The 17609-nt window shown below is 41.7% G+C and carries 14 protein-coding genes; 8 read left to right on the top strand and 6 right to left on the bottom strand.

Annotated features, from left to right (window positions below; translation table 11 throughout):
* Window positions 1-10: 10 nt before the first annotated feature.
* Together AAC000_RS00240 and AAC000_RS00235 are read right to left on the bottom strand one after the other, a co-directional pair.
* Window positions 11-1123, bottom strand: coding sequence for an efflux RND transporter periplasmic adaptor subunit (locus AAC000_RS00240; RefSeq protein ID WP_339719002.1), 1113 nt, complete (start codon window positions 1121-1123; stop codon window positions 11-13).
* A 133-nt stretch (window positions 1124-1256) separates the two neighbouring features.
* Window positions 1257-2735: a hypothetical protein gene (locus tag AAC000_RS00235; RefSeq protein ID WP_339719000.1), complete on the bottom strand. Its 1479-nt coding sequence runs from the start codon at window positions 2733-2735 to the stop codon at window positions 1257-1259.
* A gap of 296 nt (window positions 2736-3031) precedes the next feature.
* On the opposite strand from AAC000_RS00235, the gene AAC000_RS00230 reads away from it, so the two are divergent.
* The 5 genes from AAC000_RS00230 to AAC000_RS00210 all read left to right on the top strand — a co-directional run bounded on the left by AAC000_RS00230 (window position 3032) and on the right by AAC000_RS00210 (window position 9045).
* Window positions 3032-5704 (top strand): ATP-binding protein, encoded by a 2673-nt coding sequence (locus tag AAC000_RS00230; RefSeq protein ID WP_339718998.1) that lies wholly within the window; start codon window positions 3032-3034, stop codon window positions 5702-5704.
* Window positions 5705-5715: 11 nt separating this feature from the next.
* Window positions 5716-6537 carry an MBL fold metallo-hydrolase gene (locus AAC000_RS00225; protein ID WP_339718996.1) on the top strand — a complete coding sequence of 274 codons (822 nt, stop codon included), beginning with the start codon at window positions 5716-5718 and terminating at the stop codon, window positions 6535-6537.
* Between the two features lie 26 nt (window positions 6538-6563).
* Complete coding sequence (locus AAC000_RS00220; RefSeq protein ID WP_339718994.1) at window positions 6564-6977, top strand: VOC family protein; 414 nt, start codon at window positions 6564-6566, stop codon at window positions 6975-6977.
* Between the two features lie 144 nt (window positions 6978-7121).
* Entirely contained in the window at window positions 7122-7601 is a 480-nt protein-coding gene (locus AAC000_RS00215) for a thioredoxin (RefSeq protein WP_339718992.1), read from the top strand.
* A gap of 145 nt (window positions 7602-7746) precedes the next feature.
* Window positions 7747-9045 (top strand): ribonuclease J, encoded by a 1299-nt coding sequence (locus AAC000_RS00210; protein ID WP_339719801.1) that lies wholly within the window; start codon window positions 7747-7749, stop codon window positions 9043-9045.
* Window positions 9046-9109: 64 nt separating this feature from the next.
* Here AAC000_RS00210 and AAC000_RS00205 read toward each other — a convergent pair whose 3' ends face one another.
* Window positions 9110-9997, bottom strand: a complete 888-nt coding sequence (locus AAC000_RS00205; protein WP_339718990.1) for a LysR family transcriptional regulator — start codon at window positions 9995-9997, stop codon at window positions 9110-9112.
* Window positions 9998-10158: 161 nt separating this feature from the next.
* Between AAC000_RS00205 and AAC000_RS00200 the strand changes: the two genes are divergently transcribed.
* Window positions 10159-11334, top strand: coding sequence for an MFS transporter (locus AAC000_RS00200; RefSeq protein ID WP_339718988.1), 1176 nt, complete (start codon window positions 10159-10161; stop codon window positions 11332-11334).
* Between the two features lie 39 nt (window positions 11335-11373).
* Complete coding sequence (locus AAC000_RS00195; protein ID WP_339718986.1) at window positions 11374-12288, top strand: TIGR03571 family LLM class oxidoreductase; 915 nt, start codon at window positions 11374-11376, stop codon at window positions 12286-12288.
* 106 nt (window positions 12289-12394) lie between these two features.
* Here AAC000_RS00195 and AAC000_RS00190 read toward each other — a convergent pair whose 3' ends face one another.
* Window positions 12395-12784, bottom strand: a complete 390-nt coding sequence (locus AAC000_RS00190; protein ID WP_339718984.1) for a Cd(II)/Pb(II)-responsive transcriptional regulator — start codon at window positions 12782-12784, stop codon at window positions 12395-12397.
* Window positions 12785-12861: 77 nt separating this feature from the next.
* On the opposite strand from AAC000_RS00190, the gene AAC000_RS00185 reads away from it, so the two are divergent.
* The gene (locus AAC000_RS00185) at window positions 12862-14931 is read left to right on the top strand and encodes a TonB-dependent receptor (protein ID WP_339718982.1); all 2070 of its coding nucleotides are present in this window, start codon (window positions 12862-12864) and stop codon (window positions 14929-14931) included.
* 283 nt (window positions 14932-15214) lie between these two features.
* On the opposite strand, the gene AAC000_RS00180 is transcribed toward AAC000_RS00185, so the two are convergent.
* On the bottom strand, window positions 15215-16378 hold the full coding sequence (locus AAC000_RS00180; protein WP_339718980.1) for a porin: 1164 nt from the start codon (window positions 16376-16378) through the stop codon (window positions 15215-15217).
* Between the two features lie 166 nt (window positions 16379-16544).
* Window positions 16545-17603: a cyclase family protein gene (locus tag AAC000_RS00175; RefSeq protein WP_339718978.1), complete on the bottom strand. Its 1059-nt coding sequence runs from the start codon at window positions 17601-17603 to the stop codon at window positions 16545-16547.
* Window positions 17604-17609 lie beyond the last annotated feature (6 nt).

Genomic DNA, 17609 nt, shown 5'->3' with positions numbered 1-17609 from the left:
CTATTCCCAGTTAGTAGCTGTATTGGCTAGAAAGGTCGACATGTTTTGGTGTCACTAAAGCACCGGGTCTAGCTCGCATCATGCCATTCACTATTACATTATCTTTTGGGGTTAAACCGTCACTAATAATACGTAACTCTTGCGTGTGTAATTCACCTAATGAGACAAATTTTCTCTCAATTTTATTTTCACTATTCACTACATACACAAATTTACGTGACTGATCTGTGCCGACACTCGTATCTGGTACTAAGATAACTGATACATTTTCTTGGGATAACAAACGCATACGACCAAAAAAGCCCGGTAAAATAAACCCTCCAGGATTATCTAAAATCGCTCTACCTTGAATAGTACCTGTACCTGCGTCTATTTGATTATCAACAAAATCCATGACACCTAAATGACTAAATTCCTCTTCATCTTGTAAGCGTACTTGTACTGGATTGGATTTAGTACGTGAGCTTTCACGTTTATCTGATTGACTCAGGCGGATATATTTTAAAAGATCTCTTTCTCCCGCATCAAAATAGAAGTGGATAGGATCCACTGATACAACTGTAGTCAGCAAGGTTGCTCCTGACGCTCCGCCAGTAACAAGGTTACCTATATTCACGAAGTCCCTAGAAACGACTCCATCTATAGGTGACTTAACTTCAGTGAACTCCATATCCAGTTTGGCATTTTCAAGGGCCGCCCAAGCGAGATCGTATTCATTGATCCTACGATCAACTTCTTCCTGCGACAGTGAATTTTTGCTACGTAAGTCTTTGCCTCTTTCCAGCTCTTTTTTGGCCAAAGCGAATCTTGATTCCGCGCTTTTAAGGGCAATTTTGAATGAACGTTGGTCTATTACATACAATACGTCGCCTTTTTTGACTGCTTGACCGTCTTTAAAATTGGTTTGTTGTAAATATCCACTCACTCGTGCACGTATTTCCACATGGTTAACTGCGGCAAATCTTCCGGTGTATTCATCCCACTGAGTAATAACAGTTTGAATAGGGGAACTCACATCAACTTCTGGCGCTGGCCTTTGTTGAGTTTGTGACTCTTGCTCAGAGCACCCTGCCAAAAATATAAATGATAGAAAAAGTAAATGGCTAGGCGTAATAAAGCGCATAACATGGGGTCCTTAAATTATTGATAAAAACGGAACGAAATTAACGAGTATGCGAGGAAGTACAAGCAACGAGGTATAGAACGTATTGTAACGATAAATCTTTCGCTAAACACGTCCTATTCATTATAACTTTTCATTTTAAGGTAATCGTAAAAGCTTGTTTAAAGTCTTTTACAGGGAGTCGCTCTTTATCTTGCTGACGAATTCGCCACGCTTGCACTGACATGCCTACACTTGCAGTATTTTTATGAAAACTTACCGTCATAAAATGTTCACGGGTGCGTTCTTTCCAATAGGCCGATAATGGGTAGCCTTTTTTGGTATGCACATTAAAGTTTTTGTCGTATTGCACAGCTTGTGCTTCAAATCCAGCTATCTCTATGGTGGCTGGGTCGGGAAAGAGTTTAGGTGTGGTTTTAGCTTTATCTGAAGCTAGGCTATTTAACCCTGTTAAATTTGACATAGGCGACGACACTACCTCAATCAACTTACCGCCGTTTGCCCCCATTTTTACCTGAGCAATACGCCCAAAATGCACGTCACCTGACATCACTACTATGTCATGTCCTGAACTGGCCATGGCAATAAGCAACTCTGAATATTGCTTTTTGAAACTCAATAAATTGCGTTCCAACTTGTTTTTTTCAGCTAGTAATACTTGCGGAATCACCAACACCCCAGGTTTATTCAGCCCTTGCGCCCAGCTAAGCATTTTATCAAAGCCTTGTTTATCGATAAATTGTGTTTTACTGCGATAAGATCGTAAATCAGCTATGCAAAATGACAGGTCACTACCAATTTCAAAGGTATCGACCTTACTACTTTGCTGCACTTTTAAAACGCCATCTCGGGAAGCCGCTTTCCAAGCATTGCGAATTTTGTTTATTTTTAACATAAACAAGGTAGGTAATAAGCTGTCGTAAAACGGGTAATCATTCCAAAATTCGTGATCATCTGGCAGCATCCAAGCTCCGCCACGTGCTAAAATGCTGCCCAAAGCTTGCCAATGTTTGGCATAGTCTTCCGCCACTCTTTGACGAACCTCATTGGTCAGCGGTGATAGAGAGTCAAGACCTATATCCAAATACACCTGATCGCCCACCATAAATTTAATATCTGGCTTAACTGACTCTTCGCCACGCTCGTACAGCGCTTTAAAAGCTCGAGCTGCCTGACCACAATCGCGATGCTCATAAAAACAGCTACTCAGCGCCACAGTGAAGGCCTTATTTTTATGTGTAGGTAGCGCTGCAGGTAAAGTTGTAAAGGTTCCACTACGTAACAATTGCCATTGGTCTAATCCCTGATGTTCCTCTCCCTCTAAGCGCTGGTAAAAATCTACTTTGTAGTTTTTCCCAGCTAGAAGGCCAGAGGCTAAACGGGTGTCGTAAAAGCGTTGGCTTAAGCCGTTGAAGGGGCGTTGCCATTGTTTAAGGGTGATATCTTCTCGCCTGACTTCATTACCTTCTAAGCTCACAATTAATCTAGCAAGTTTGGGTTTTCGCAATGTACCAAACAGAGTGCCGGCCCAAAGTTCCACTGATGTTTGACTGACCTTATGAATTACCAAACTCCACTGTGAAGTGTTGGTTGTAAAATTGACTATGTTCATATAGCTATCCATGTTTTATAGAAACAAATTAAGCATAGAAGGCAATTTTGTTATTGGTAGTTTTTTATACTGGAAACGAACTTCAAAATGAGCGGTGATTTCTAATACGGCAAAAGTGATAAAAACGTGAATATTTGAGGCTTACCAAGTTTTATAATCAAGTGTGAAATGACTCAATACGAAAAATCAGCTAAACGTGCTAGCCTCAGCTTTGGTTTGTTAATGGGTAAAAGTTGCGGGGCAGTGGTCTTTCATCCTTTCAAGTTGGCGCTTCTCTCGTGGCATAGGAATTATATGTGAAATCGCACCTACAAAAAGGTAAGCAGCTGATTTGGACACCACTGCAAAGAAAGATATTTTTGCTGGTAGTGAGCTTATTTACTTTGGTGTTTGCTTTGACCTTAGTGAGTATCTATCAGGCTGCCTATAATCAAGCCGAACGTGAATTTGTTGCTCGTTTAAACGTCGGCAAAAATGTGTTTATGAATGAAGTGGTTATTGCCAAACAGCATCTGGATTCAAGTGTAGAAACTATCGCTAAAGACTGGGCGCTGCGCAGTGCAATAGGTCAAGGTGAAGACACCAAGTCAATCAAAAGTGTGTTGTTTAATCATGGTAAACGCATAAATGCGGATATTGCTCTGGTGTTAGATAAAAGTTTTATGTTAATCGCCCAATATGGTGGGGAAGATCTCACTGTTGAGCGGTTTTTAGCTGCAGATTTAGATGACAAACAGCAAAATAATCCATGGATTGCCATGGTTGGAAACGAACCTTTTTTGATGGCAGCTAAGCCAATTAAGGCGCCAGCCACTATTGGTTGGTTGTTGATGGGCAAGAAGTTGAATCTTACTTTTCTAAATAGAATAAAGAGCCTGATTTCCTTGGACATTAACATGCTGGTGGTAGGTAATAACCAAAATGAGGTACTTTTGTCGACCCAGACTAATAGTGCCGCTGTGCAGCAAGAGCTAAAGCAAGTGACAGAGCGTTTTGTTACTCAAGGCGCAACAGTTGATATGCATGTGATGGGCTCAGAAGATTGGGTCGCCTTGCCCTTTAGTATATTTAATAATCAACAGCAGTATTTCGTCGTGTTGTTACAAGACTCAATACGTGAATGGCTAAAAACTCGCAATACCTTTATGTTGGAATTATTGCCCTTTTTTATGGTGGGGATATTACTCGCCTTGTTAGGTTCATTTTTTATTGCTCGCAGTATTACCCGGCCAGTGGGGCGTTTATTACAAGCTGCTAAATTGGTAGCAAGTGGCAGTTATACTGACCCAATCGAGGTTTCGGAAAAAAGTGAGTTGGGTGAATTGGCCCGAGAATTCAGCAGTATGCAAAGCGCAGTAATGGAGCGTGAGCAGAAAATAAAAGACCAAGCTGAAGAAATACGTCAAACCAATACGATTAAATATCAGGTAGAAATTGCGCAAAAAGAACAACATCTTGCGGCATCGGCAACAGAAGCTAAAAGCCGCTTTTTGGCTAATGTTAGCCACGAAATCCGTACTCCACTTAATTCTATTATTGGTTATTCAGAAATTCTTAGTGATGTGCATGCCAGTGAGGATGCGAAAACCAAAGCTATCTTGGCGGTGCATAATGGCGGGCAATATTTACTCAACATAGTGAATGATGTCTTAGATTTATCAAAAATTGAAGCGGGTAAGATTCAATTAGAAAAAGCCGACATCAACTTAGTTGGTTTACTGCAAGAAGTGAGCGCTTACATGGAAGGTTTTGCTAAAGAAAAGCACCTTGCTTTTAACCTCAAGCTTAACTTTCCTCTGCCATACGAATTTACATCAGACCCCACCCGACTGAAACAAATTTTGCTGAATTTGTGCAATAACGCGATTAAGTTCACTCATCAAGGTCAAGTTGATTTACAGGTTCATTGGGATACTTTTAGGCAACGTTTTATTTTTGTGGTATCTGATACGGGTCCTGGTATGAGTGATGCGCAACAATTGCGTTTATTTACTGCTTTTTCACAGGGTAACCAATCGACTAGCCGAAAATATGGCGGCACAGGTTTAGGTTTGTATATCAGTAAGCAGTTAACAGAAATGCTTGGTGGACATATCAAAGTCACTAGTCAAGAAGGGCACGGAAGTCAGTTTGCCGTGTATATGCCTTATATAGCGGCATCAAATAAACAGGTCATGATTAATCAGAGTCAGGCTGATGCAGTATTGAGTACAGGCGCTAAACCCAATCTAGAGATACCTGAATTAACTGGGCATATATTGTGCGCCGACGATAACGAAGATAATCGTCAATTAGTGGCGTATTTGGTGGCTAAAACAGGGGCGCAACTGACTCTTGTTGAAGACGGGAAGCAGGCATTAGGTGTAGCAGCAAATACGCCATTCGATTTAATTTTGATGGACATGCAAATGCCTGAAATGGATGGTTTGCAAGCCACCACTATTTTAAAACAAAGGGGCTTTGATAGGCCAATTATTATGCTCACAGCCAACGTAGACGCAAATAGTAAAGACAAAATGTTGGCAGCAGGAGCAACAGCACATTTTCCAAAGCCTATTGATAGTCGCCGTTTCTATATCATGTTGGCAAAGTACTTAGGTAAAACAATAGGGGATGAAACAAACTATCAGGCTAGCGGCATTAATTTTTACAACAATCAAGACCGCAACACAGGCTCTGAATTTGCACAATTAATACAAAATTATCGTGTGAGTTTTAAAGACAAACTAGTTGCGATACAAAGTGCAATGGAACAACAAAACTGGATACAAGTTAAATCGCTTATGCATAAATTGAAAGGCTCAGCGGGAAGTTATGGCTTTCAAGAACTCAGCGATTGTGCAATTTTAGTGGAACAGCATATAGATTCAGATAACCTGCAGCAAGCTAATCGTTGCCTTATTACTTTGCAAAAACACATGCAGCAGTTGTATAGGGAAACTGAGTCACCGAATGCAAAAACCGTTTAAAAGGATAATGAATGAAACAATTGTTTTTCTTAGTGTGGAGCATTATCTGTAGCCAATCCTTAGTTTTGGCACATCAACAGTCTATAACCTACGTAGCAAATGAAGCCGTATTGATTACTAAGGGTGACTACAAAGTGTTGTTCGACCCATTTTTTCATCAAGCTTTTGGAACATATCAGTTGGTGCCAGAAGACATCAAACAAGCCATTTTTAGTGGAACGCCTCCTTTTGACAATCTCACTGCTATTGTTATTAGTCACGCCCATGGCGACCATTTTGCCGCGGACGATCTATTACTATATTTGCAGCAATTCCCGACTACCCAATTAATTGCGCCTGAACAGGCGGTGACAGAACTCATGGCATTACAGGGGGCAGACTCAATAGGCCCTCAAGTCACCAGTATTAAATTGGCATTTAAGCAACCACCAATAACCCTTGAAATAGCTGGGTTAGTGATTGAAGCCGTGCGCATTCCTCATGCTGGTTGGCCTAGTCGAGCAAAGGTTGAAAACTTGGTTTTTAGAGTGACGTTAAAAAATCACGATTCGTCTGTCACTGTTATGCATATGGGCGATGCCGATCCAAATGATGATCACTACCTTTTGTATAAAGATCATTGGCAAAAGCGAATGAGTGATACTGCATTACCACCCTATTGGTTCTATTTTTCAGCCGAGGGTAGGGATATCTTAACGGATATTCTTAACGTTAAAAAAACGATTGGGATCCACGTACCTACAGACATTCCCAACCAACTAAAATCTAGCGGTCAGGACTATTTTTCCAAGCCAGGTGAAGTTCGCATGCTTGATGAGTCCCACAGCCATTAATCACACAAATAGCAGGCAGAAATACAATGAAACAGTTAGTTCCTTATCTTAACTTTAATGGCCAGTGCCATGATGCTTTACATTTTTATCAAAGTTGTTTTGGAGGTGCAGAAGTATCTATTCAAACGTTTGCCGATGCTAAGGTCGACGATATGCCACAACAGTCAAAAGATAAGGTAATGCACGGCGAATTTAAAAGTGATGGCTTATTTTTTATGGCTTCTGACGGTCAAGTTGGGGGCGATTTTGCAATGGGGAATAATATCCATTTGAATGTGCAATTGGATTCTGTTGATGAACAAACAGTGTTGTTCGAAAAACTGTCAGAGAATGGTTCAGTAATAATGCCGCTACAGCACACATTTTGGGATGCGCGTTTTGGCATGTTGACAGACAAATTTGGTATTCAGTGGATGCTCAACGTGATGAAAAGTCACTAGTCTTTAATACCGCGCGAGTAAATTAAGAAGTAAAATAATTAAAAATCAAGGGATTCAATTACAAGGGGGTAATTGAATTTTTTATATTCTTATTTATGCCATTCTTAGGTAGTCTAGTGCCTTCAAAAATACAAGGATATTTATATGAAGTCATTTTTGTTGGCTGTCTTGGTCATTGTGTCTGTTGGGTGCGGTTCGACAGAACAGCCTTCGGCAAAATCTGAGCCTTTTACCGGTGTAATTTCAGCCAGCCAGCTAATTGCAGAGTACCCGCAATTTCGCTCTGGGTACCAACAATACCAACCTAGCTCAGCAGAAATTGCCGCTGTTAAGTCTTTATCAGGAAAATCTTTGATCGTACTGTTTGGCACATGGTGCCACGATAGTGAGCGAGAAGTGCCAAGACTATTGAAGTTATTAGATTTGTCTGGGGTCGAGTTGCAAAATTTGTCGCTACACGGTGTCAATTACAGCAAACAAGAGCCCTCTAATTTACATGAACTGCATGCTTTAAAATACTCTCCTACTATTATCCTGATGCAAGGTGAAAATGAACTGGGACGCATAGTTGAAAAGCCAATTGTTAGCTTAGGAGAGGATTTAGCGGGCTTTGTTTCTGAGTAAACACTCCGCTTTTGTCGCGCTTCTAACAGAACGTCCTTTTTGATTTCGCACTTTATTTTGGGAATTAACTATTCAGTCACTCACACCCAGCGATAAAGATCTTTGGTTTCTGCCACTAGGTGGAACCGGTGAAATAGGCATGAATATGAACTTGTATGGTCATGCTGGGCAATGGTTGATGATGGATTGTGGTATCACTTTTAATAGTCCTCTTTGCGCCCAAGCTGAAGCAAACAATGCTGGGTTACATAAACATGATGTTGTGGCGGCTGACCCTTTGTTTATCAGTCAGCGTAAAGAACAACTAGCGGGTATAGTGATCACCCATGCCCATGAAGATCATTTGGGTGCATTGCCCTATTTATGGCGGCGCTTTAAATGCCCCGTTTACACCACAAAGTACACGGCAGAAATATTGCGGCGTAAGCTTGCCCGTGATGGTCAAGGTGACAACATTCCTATCATCGAAATAAGCAGTGGAAAGCGTGTTGATATTGGTGTGTTTAATGTTGAATGGATGCTGATTACCCATTCACTCCCTGAGCCCCATGCTTTTGTGATCAGAACGCCTGCCGGCAATGTTTTTCATACCGCGGATTGGAAAATTGACTTAGCGCCTGTGACTGATAAACCTTTCGATGCCCATTCTTTTAAATTATTGGCAAAGCAAAACATATTGGCCATGATCTGTGACTCAACCAATGCCAATCGGGAAGGTCATTCTGTGTCTGAGCAGCAATGTTATTTGGGGTTAAAACAAGCGGTCTTAAACGCAAAAGGCAGAGTGGTAGTTGGGTGTTTTAGTAGTAATATTGCCCGTTTGATTACCCTTGCAAAAATAGCTAAAGAGACAGGACGTTATTTTGCGTTGTTTGGTCGCTCATTACAAAACACTGTTGGCGCTGCTAAGGCAACCGGGCATTGGCCAGATGATTTGCCTGTGCTGGATGCTTTTAATACTGGGTATCTATTGCCGGAGGAAGTCTTGGCGGTTGCAACAGGCAGCCAAGGTGAGCCTAGAGCTGCATTAAATCAATTGGCTAAAGACAGCTATCGTAATGTGTCATTAGATGAAGGGGACCTAGTGATATTCAGCTCTATTGTGATCCCTGGCAACGAAGAGCCCATTAAAAACTTGCTTAAAGCCTACAAAGCCCGAAAAATATACACCTTGATGGCAGATGACTCAACACTCCCTATCCATGCCTCAGGTCATCCATGCCAAGAAGAGCTAAAACAGATGTACGAATGGGTACGTCCACAAATCGCCGTGCCCACTCACGGAGAAGCCGAACATCTGCAAGCTAATGCAGAAATAGCACGATTAAGCCATGTGCCAAGAAGTCTTACGGGATTAAATGGAGACTTGTTTAAACTGGCTCCAGAAGTAAAAGTAATAAAACAGGCTGTGAGAACAGGAAGGATTGCTTTGCAGCAATCTTAAGGTACCAGAGCTTTGGATAAACCAATCCCTCAAATCAATCTGCTTCCCTTTTCTGAACCATTATTCATAACCTGAATTTATCTACATAGAAATTGATAAAGGCCATTATGCGCGATGAAGCTGCAGAGTTTTTATAATATACGGCATTAACTTCTTCTCTTGGATTAGGGCTAACCACACTTTCAGGTAATACCTCAATGAGGGTTTTACTGTCTAAGTCTTTTTTTATCATAAAGTTAGATAAAATAGCGATACCATTGCCATTTAACGCGAGTTGCCGAATTGATTCGCCATTACTGGCGGTAATAGTGGGTGTGATAGGGATATCTTGTTTTAAAAACCAATTATTAAGTTTCGGTGAATCGGCAAAACCTATCAACTTATGTTCTTTTAACTCAGCAAGGTTTTGGGGTTTGTTAAATTTGGCAAAATAACGTGGGCTGGCAACTATATGCAGTTTACTGCTGCCAATATTTTTGGCGTATAAATTTGAATCTGCTAATCTCCCAATTCTGATAGCCACATCGGTCTTTTTTTCAATTAGATCCACAATATTTTCATTTGATATCAAATTTACTTGGATATCTGGGTAGGCCAATTGAAAGTCTTCCATGTAGGGAATAATTTGATGAAACAAAAATGGGCTTGCGGCGTCAATTCTGAGTTTACCTTTCGGAGTGCCTTTTAGGTTGTTTAGGGCTTCTTCGCCGCGATTCAGGGTTTCTAAGGCGTTTCTCGCATAGTTGAGAAATAGCTGTCCTGCTTCTGTTAGCTCAACTCGTCTGGTACTTCGATTAAACAAAGTGACATCAAGCTCACGCTCAAGTCGTGCAATTGATCTTGATATTTTGGCGACTTGGTTATCCAACAAATTTGCAGCGCTTGTAAAACTACCACAATCCACCACAGTGATAAAAATTTCAAGATCCTCAGTTTTTGACTTAACAATCATAGGCAACCCCTAAGCATTTAGTGACGAATAAGATGTCATAGTTCAACAAAAGTATTGTTAATTATTACATTTTTAACAAAAGTAATTTGTTATTAATGCTATTTTTGCAAGTTTGTTTTTCAATAAGAATAGCCTCACTTTAATTATGTGAGGAAGTTCAAATGCCATTGGCTCTATGGGCGCTTACTTTAAGCGCATTCGCTATCGGAACAACTGAATTTGTAATTGTTGGCTTAGTGCCAACCATTGCAACTGATTTAGCCGTTTCGTTACCTTCTGCTGGTTTGTTAGTGAGTTTATACGCTTTAGGCGTAGCAATTGGCGCGCCGGTATTAACCGCTTTAACGGGTAGGTGGAATAGAAAATCTGTATTAATCAGCCTGATGGCTATTTTTGTAGCTGGAAACATTTTAGCTTGGCAGGCGCCTAGTTATGAAACACTCATTCTGGCGAGAATTTTCACTGGTTTAGCCCATGGTGTGTTTTTCTCCATTGGTTCCACTATTGCAACTAGCCTAGTGCCTAAGGAAAAAGAGGCCAGTGCCATTGCTATTATGTTTACCGGTTTAACGGTTGCCTTAGTTACAGGTGTGCCTTTAGGTACATGGATTGGGCAAGAGTTGGGGTGGAGAGCAACATTTTTAATTGTTTCAATTCTTGGTCTCATTGCCTTAATGGGGAGCGCTATTCTGGTGCCTTCAAACTTGAAACAATCGGCTCCAGCCAAGTTTTCTGAACAGTTAAAGGTATTGACCCAACCAAGGTTATTGTTGGTGTATGCCATGACAGCTGTAGGTTATGGCGGCACATTTGTAGCCTTTACTTACCTAGCGCCGATCTTAGAAGAAGTGTCAGGCTTTGAGTCCAGTGCCATAGGATTGATCATGCTTGTGTATGGTGTATCTGTTGCTGTGGGCAATATCTGGGGCGGAAAGTTAGCCGACAAGATGGGGCCAGTCAAAGCGCTGCATATCATTTTCACTGCCCTTGCTTTAGTACTTTTAGCTTTTACCTTCACTGCGGGTAATCAAATCGCCGCGGTCATTACTGTGCTTATATGGGGGGCTTTTGCATTTGGCAATGTGCCTGGATTACAGGTTTATGTAGTGCAACTCGCTGAAAAGTACACACCTAATGCAGTTGACGTAGCCTCTGGTTTAAATATCGCAGCTTTTAATGTGGGTATCGCTTTGGGTTCAATTATTGGTGGTGTGGTAGTGGAGGAAATGGAGTTAAGTGATACACCTTGGATTGGTGCCTTAATTGTTGTTTTAGCCATCATTCTAACAAAAGTGTCTGGTTTTCTTGATTCACGAGATCAAGGTGCAGCAGCCTAATATTAAGGGGTGGGGCTGTGCCCCATCAAGGAAATTATCATGACGTTCGATAAATTAAAGGCCCGCGGCTTTACTGTAGGCGTGGAGTTACCTTTAGATAATGACTGGTCTAAAGAGGGGCAATACAAAGGCTTAAAGGCAGGTAGGCCTTTTGGTGTACCTGACATGGCCCACCATAAAACGCGCATACAGTTGGCGGATAAACTGGGATTCAGTACTGCATGGGTTCGCGACGTACCTCTATATGAGCCAAGTTTTGGTGATGCCGCTCAAGTATTTGAGGCTTTTACCTATCTAGGCTATTTAGCAGCTTTGACCGAAAATATCTTACTGGGTACAGCTGCAATAGTCTTACCTTTAAGGCAACCTTGGTTAGTAAAAAAGGCCGCCAATATCACAGCACAACTCAGCAACGACCGGCTGATATTGGGTGTAGCCAGTGGCGACCGACCTTCTGAGTATCCTTTATTTGGTGTTAATTATGGGGCAAGAGGGCAATTATTTAGAGAGGCGGTCGAAGTATTAAAAGATCACTCGAACTTTAAATTAAAGGGCGACCAAAAGATTTACCCTGAAGTGGCTAAGTTTCCTATTTATGCAGCCGGCCTTGCACAACAGTCTCCTGAGTGGGTAGGTAGTCACTTAGATGGTTGGTTAGCTTATCCTGGCACACCAGATGATCACCAAAAGCGTGTAGCAATGTGGCGTAATGTTGCTGGCTCAAAACCTTATGTCAGCTTTATACATTTAGATTTAGTGACAGATAATGATGCGCCCCTCGAAAGACATAGGTTTGGCGTTAAAACCGGTGTAAATGGCCTGATTAAAGAATTGCAAAATATGCAAAAGGCAGGGGTAGACCATATAGGGCTACACTTTAGAAAAAATGAAAGAAACTTAGAAGATAGTATGCTTGATATAGCAAATAGTGTACTACCGGTTTTTCACAAATAATCATTGAATACCAAAGTATCGCTCGTCTCATCACTTGGGATGGGCAACTTTAGCTGTAAAGAGAGGCGCTACATAACTTGGCTGCGATTAATGATTACAAGCAATGTTAAGGCGCATTTAATTGATGCAAAATAGAACAATCTTCAACCTGATGACTTTTACAAGAGGTGGCGAGTGTTGTTAAGGATTTTTCTAACTTAGCCAATTCACGTTGGGTTTGTTGGATGCGGGCAAGTTGCTCAGCAATAATATTATCGACCACTGCGCAAGAATTTTTGGGACTATGCTGAACATCTACAAGGCGTTTAATGTCATCAATTGTAATATTGAGTTCTCTACAGCGGCGAATAAAAACCAGTGTTTCAACATCTTTTAGTTGGTAATGTCTATAACCATTGTCTGCTCTTAGAGGTGCTGACAATAATCCAACCTGTTCATAGTAGCGTATGGTTTTCGCTGAGACCTTGGTAATAGTGGCGAGTTCGCTAATTATCATCTTGACCTTCCAGTTACTGTAAGCTTTATTCTAAATCATACCATTTATTACTTATGTTAAGTTGCAAGAAATCATTTATGCCTTTTTTATTCCGCTCCACCGTGGTCGTTTTCTCCCTTAGTTTAAATCCCTTAAGTCACGCTGATGATCTCAGCTCAATTTCTTTAGCCTTTAATGATTCGAATCAAATTGTGGATAAAGTGCCGACTCATCAAGATAAGAAGAAAGACTCACAAGAAAAGCATAATGATGAACATGAACATGAACATGAAGAAAGCGTTGAGAAAATTGTCATACAGGCTACGCGTTCAGGGCGTATTGCTGATGAGCAATCCATTCGTGTGGAAATAATTAACCGTGAAGAAATTGAAGAAAAAGCGGCCATGCGGCCAGGTAACATCTCTATGTTGGTCGCCGAAACCGGTGGGGTGCGGGTGCAAACGACCTCTCCTGCATTGGGCAGTGCCAATATTCGACTACAAGGCATGTCTGGACGCTATACCCAATTGTTAGCAGATGGCCTACCGCTTTACGGCAACCAAGCGGCTTCTATTGGTTTATTACAAATTCCTCCAACAGATCTTGGGCGGGTTGAAATTATCAAAGGTTCTGCCTCATCCCTTTATGGTGGGTCAGCCCTTGGTGGAGTCATTAACCTAGTTTCAAGACAGCCAAAAGATGCACTCAGTGGTGAAATGTTGCTAAATTTCACCACCGAAAATGGCCAAGATTTTACCTCTTATGTGGAAAGTCCACTGAGTGAAGGTTTAAAAGGTTCGATTACTGCCGGTGCTCACCACCAGAATGGACAAGACATTGATAATGATGGCTGGATTGATCTCGCTGGATACGAAAGGTATACCGCACGGCCTCGACTTTTTTGGGAAGGCAACAATGGTGAAACCCTGTATGCAACTGCGGGCTTTATGACAGAACAACGAGCAGGAGGAACTCTACAAGGTAGTACAGTTGCGGATGGGACTTCATTTGAGAAAACCCAAGATTCACAGCGACTAGACGGAGGCTTGGTATTTAACATGCCAATTCTAAATTCAGTCACCTTGAGTACCAGAGCTTCCGCTATGGTGCAAGATCATGAACATGGCTATGGTGGAGTGATGGAAGATGATCAACACCAGAGTTACCTGCTAGAAAGCAGCCTTGCTGGTTATAGTGATGCGAGCGATTGGGTTATTGGTATTGCTTTCCAATCTGACATTTACGCCTCTACTACTTTTCCTGAGTTCGATTATTCCTACGACGTACCTGGATTATTTGCACAAATGGATTATGAACTTAGCGAACTAGTCACTACTTCATTTAGTGCCCGCTTAGATGAGCACAGTGAGTATGGTACCCAATTCAGTCCAAGAATTTCGCTGTTATACAGACCCGGTGACTTAACCATTAGAGGCTCTTATGGCAAAGGCTACTTTGCGCCAACCCCTTTTGTTGAAGAGATTGAAGCCGCAGGACTATCGAGACTGGAAACCCTCCAAAATATTCAAGAAGAGCACGCAGAAACCGCATCTGTTGACTTCACTTATACCTATGAAAGTATTGAAACGAGTTTGACCTTATTTGCTTCGAATGTGGATAACGCCACCGAACTTGAATCCTTTGCTTCGACTAACGAAGGCGTACTCGACAGAGTTCGCTTGGTGAATGCCGAAGGCGAAAGTCAAATTCGCGGATCCGAGCTGTTGTTTCGCTACAAGTGGCAGGATATCAAACTGACTGCCAGCTACCTGTTTTTGGATGCCACTGAATTAGCGCCAAATGGGCAAGGCACAAGGGAGATAGCACTAACCCCTAAACACTCTGCTGGCTTTGTGGCGATGTGGGAGCAACACGGCAGTTTCAGAACGGGCTTTGAAGCCTACTACACTGGGTCACAACGCTTAAATGACAACCCTTATATTGATGAGTCAAAGCCATACTGGCACTTAGGTTTAATGGGGGAAATTACCATAGGTCGAGCCAGTTGGTTTATTAATCTTGAAAACCTACTGAACGTAAAACAAACCGATGAACATCCGTTGCTTTTGCCTTCCAGAGCACCAAGTGGCCAATGGACCACAGATATTTGGTCACGCAATGACGGCTTTATTGTTAATGCTGGGGTGAGAGTGAAGTTTGGCGGTTAAGGTAAAATAATTTTCGAGAGCACAACATTTATAGTCCGGTACTTCCATATGACCAACTTTCAAAGAATTAAGCGGGTGAATGGACATCAATAGTTATTGGTTTAATGGTTGTGCCCCTGCGCAAACAAATCGATGGTTTACGCAGGGGAGGGTGGATATTGTGTCTAAAACTGCCATTTAAAAGAAAATAGCATAGCCAATAAAAACGCGCCTTGAGGTGCAAAGCGCGTTGTGGGACTAGTAAAATAAACTTACTAACACCGTTTGGGGATAAATTCTTTTACTAAAAACTGAGTGCAGCGCCTAAACTAATAGCTTGGTTTTTAATCTCCCCCCCTTCTTGGTTTTCTGCATTAATGTTTGAGTATTCTGCCGATAGCGTCACCATGCTCCACAATGTATGGTATACACCAAGAGTAATTTTACTTTGTTGTTTCACTTGAATTGCGGTGTCTTCTGGGGCTAATTCAACATTAGAAATACCATAATTAATACCTAACTTAGTATTGTCCCATTTATGCGTAGCCTGTAAGAAATAGCCATCACTATCTCGTGGATTTGCCGCACTGTCTGAACCGTCGATTAATAGCCCGTAGTACCCTAAACCTTCGGCTGAAAAACCAGATGCTAATACACTCGTATCGCCGATATTGTATACGATAGTCAGGTCTACGCCTGTAGCCTTGTAGTCATTTAATGGGCTGTCGACACTCTGTGACAAAAAGGTAGTTGATACAAAACCACTGTCAAAGTCGTACCTTAATTTACCGTGTAAGCCAGGCGTTTTAGAACCACTGTCTCCGGCAAAACCATTACCACCGAAGGTAACAGGGTCAAGAGGCTGAAAGACTCCAATCGCACCACTGATGCCGTTTTTTGCAAAGGAATAAGTGAGTTGTGATAAGCGGTCGGCAAAGATGTAACCGTATCCTGCGCCGCCTAAACTGGTATTCAATGGGGTTGTCACTAAAGCTGGGGCTCCGACACCCCCTAAGGATATGTCTTGTAACACTATGTCTATGCCAAATACACCGTAATCACGGCCCGCTTTAAAGGTGCCAATGTCGTTATTTCCAACAGTGAAAAACGCGCGATACGCTTTATTGTCGCCTCCACCATTAAACGCGCTGTTATCGGTGTTACCCGGCTCGTAAGCCAATACGGCTTTAATATCCATGCCATTTTTTTGAGTGGCGGCACTAAACTGAAAACTAGCGGGACTATAACCATTAGAAACGGAAGTCGCGTCGTCGCCACTGCATAACAGTGCATTACCCGCTACGTTATCAGGATTATCATCACAGTTAACATACACAAGATGGGTATTGACGTAACCATTAAACCCAAATGTATAGCCTTTACTTTCAATTTCTACTGCCTGAGCTGCTGTGATTGAAAACAAGATACTCCCAAGTGCCGAAATTTTAAATTTATTTATACTATTCATGTGCTTACCTTAATTTTATAAGTGCTTTCATCGCTTTTTATCAAGGCAAACTCTGTGCTAAATCTTAAAATTTAGGCACAAAGAACCCTGAACAGGCTTTTGCCTATTCAAAATGCGACGAGAAATGATGTGCGGGGCAGATTTGCCCCGTCGATTTACTTACTGACTATTTGATGACCATTGGGTTGATAGGTGAACCGGTGCCACCTTTCATTTTTAAAGGCGCAACAGAGAAGAAGAAACTATATTGACCATCTTCTGCAGAGTCTGCGGCTAAGTCGTCTAGCCAATATAATTCTGTTAATACCACACCCAAATTTCTGATTAATGCACCATGTAATGGGATCACCATATTGGTTCCTTTGACATCTTGAGCGGCTAATTCAACGGCTAAATTATCGGCTGCGATAACAGGAATTTCCATGTCGTCGATCCATTTAACTAATTCAGCACTGTAACAAAGACCTGGTTCATCTAAGGCTGTCCAGTTTTGTTTATCGTCTTCATCATAAAAGCGCCCCATCGAGCCTGTTCTGATCATTAATATGTCTCTTTTTTCAATGGTCAGCTTTTGTTTTTTGGCTGTATTTTTAATGTCATCTAAAGTCACGCAGGTACCTGGGGCCAAGCGGTGTTTTTTATCGCCACGTAATCGACCCACATCAATCAATACTCCTCTTCCGGCTACGCCTACATCACCTAGTTGAGCAATATCTACATAATCGTGACCATGTACAGTGGTGTCGGCTGATTTGCCGTTATACACTTTGTCAGAATACCAAGCATGACCCAAGGCATCCATATGAGTGGTGCCTTGTAAATACATGAAAACAGCATCGTCCGAATATTTCATGCCCCCACTTAAGGGTTCAGACTTGTTTGAGGAATAAATGCCTTCATCTTGCGACATAAAATGCATTACCGGTACACGACCTGGAAATACCGGGCCTATACCGTGGATCATTGGCAGTTGTAGCGTAAAACGCTCGCCTGATTTAACGGCTTTTATGCCTCGTTTAACTTGGTTTTCGTCTAAATAATTTAAGGCTCCAATTTGATCATTTTCACCCCACTTACCCCAATTGTTAGGTGCATCGGCTAACAATTTTTCAATGTAAGTTTCGTCAGCGGCAGTTGAGGTAAGCGGAGCGCAAGCAAATGAAATACCGACAAGCAGAGCTGAAAGAGTTGTTTTTAGTGATGTTTTATTCGTTGTATGTGACATGTTTCA

The sequence above is a fragment of the uncultured Paraglaciecola sp. genome, from assembly GCF_963977085.1.
Lineage (GTDB): Bacteria > Pseudomonadota > Gammaproteobacteria > Enterobacterales > Alteromonadaceae > Paraglaciecola.
This window is presented reverse-complemented; position numbering and strand designations above follow the sequence as displayed.

Bases quoted from the DNA above. Each gene is read 5' to 3' on its own strand.
- AAC000_RS00240 (WP_339719002.1), bottom strand. From the start codon at position 1,123: ATGCGCTTTATTACGCCTAGCCATTTACTTTTTCTATCATTTATATTT.
- AAC000_RS00235 (WP_339719000.1), bottom strand. From the start codon at position 2,735: ATGAACATAGTCAATTTTACAACCAACACTTCACAGTGGAGTTTGGTA.
- AAC000_RS00225 (WP_339718996.1), top strand. From the start codon at position 5,716: ATGAAACAATTGTTTTTCTTAGTGTGGAGCATTATCTGTAGCCAATCC.
- AAC000_RS00220 (WP_339718994.1), top strand. From the start codon at position 6,564: ATGAAACAGTTAGTTCCTTATCTTAACTTTAATGGCCAGTGCCATGAT.
- AAC000_RS00215 (WP_339718992.1), top strand. From the start codon at position 7,122: ATGAAGTCATTTTTGTTGGCTGTCTTGGTCATTGTGTCTGTTGGGTGC.
- AAC000_RS00210 (WP_339719801.1), top strand. From the start codon at position 7,747: ATGAACTTGTATGGTCATGCTGGGCAATGGTTGATGATGGATTGTGGT.
- AAC000_RS00205 (WP_339718990.1), bottom strand. From the start codon at position 9,997: ATGATTGTTAAGTCAAAAACTGAGGATCTTGAAATTTTTATCACTGTG.
- AAC000_RS00200 (WP_339718988.1), top strand. From the start codon at position 10,159: ATGCCATTGGCTCTATGGGCGCTTACTTTAAGCGCATTCGCTATCGGA.
- AAC000_RS00195 (WP_339718986.1), top strand. From the start codon at position 11,374: ATGACGTTCGATAAATTAAAGGCCCGCGGCTTTACTGTAGGCGTGGAG.
- AAC000_RS00190 (WP_339718984.1), bottom strand. From the start codon at position 12,784: ATGATAATTAGCGAACTCGCCACTATTACCAAGGTCTCAGCGAAAACC.
- AAC000_RS00185 (WP_339718982.1), top strand. From the start codon at position 12,862: ATGCCTTTTTTATTCCGCTCCACCGTGGTCGTTTTCTCCCTTAGTTTA.
- AAC000_RS00180 (WP_339718980.1), bottom strand. From the start codon at position 16,378: ATGAATAGTATAAATAAATTTAAAATTTCGGCACTTGGGAGTATCTTG.
- AAC000_RS00175 (WP_339718978.1), bottom strand. From the start codon at position 17,603: ATGTCACATACAACGAATAAAACATCACTAAAAACAACTCTTTCAGCT.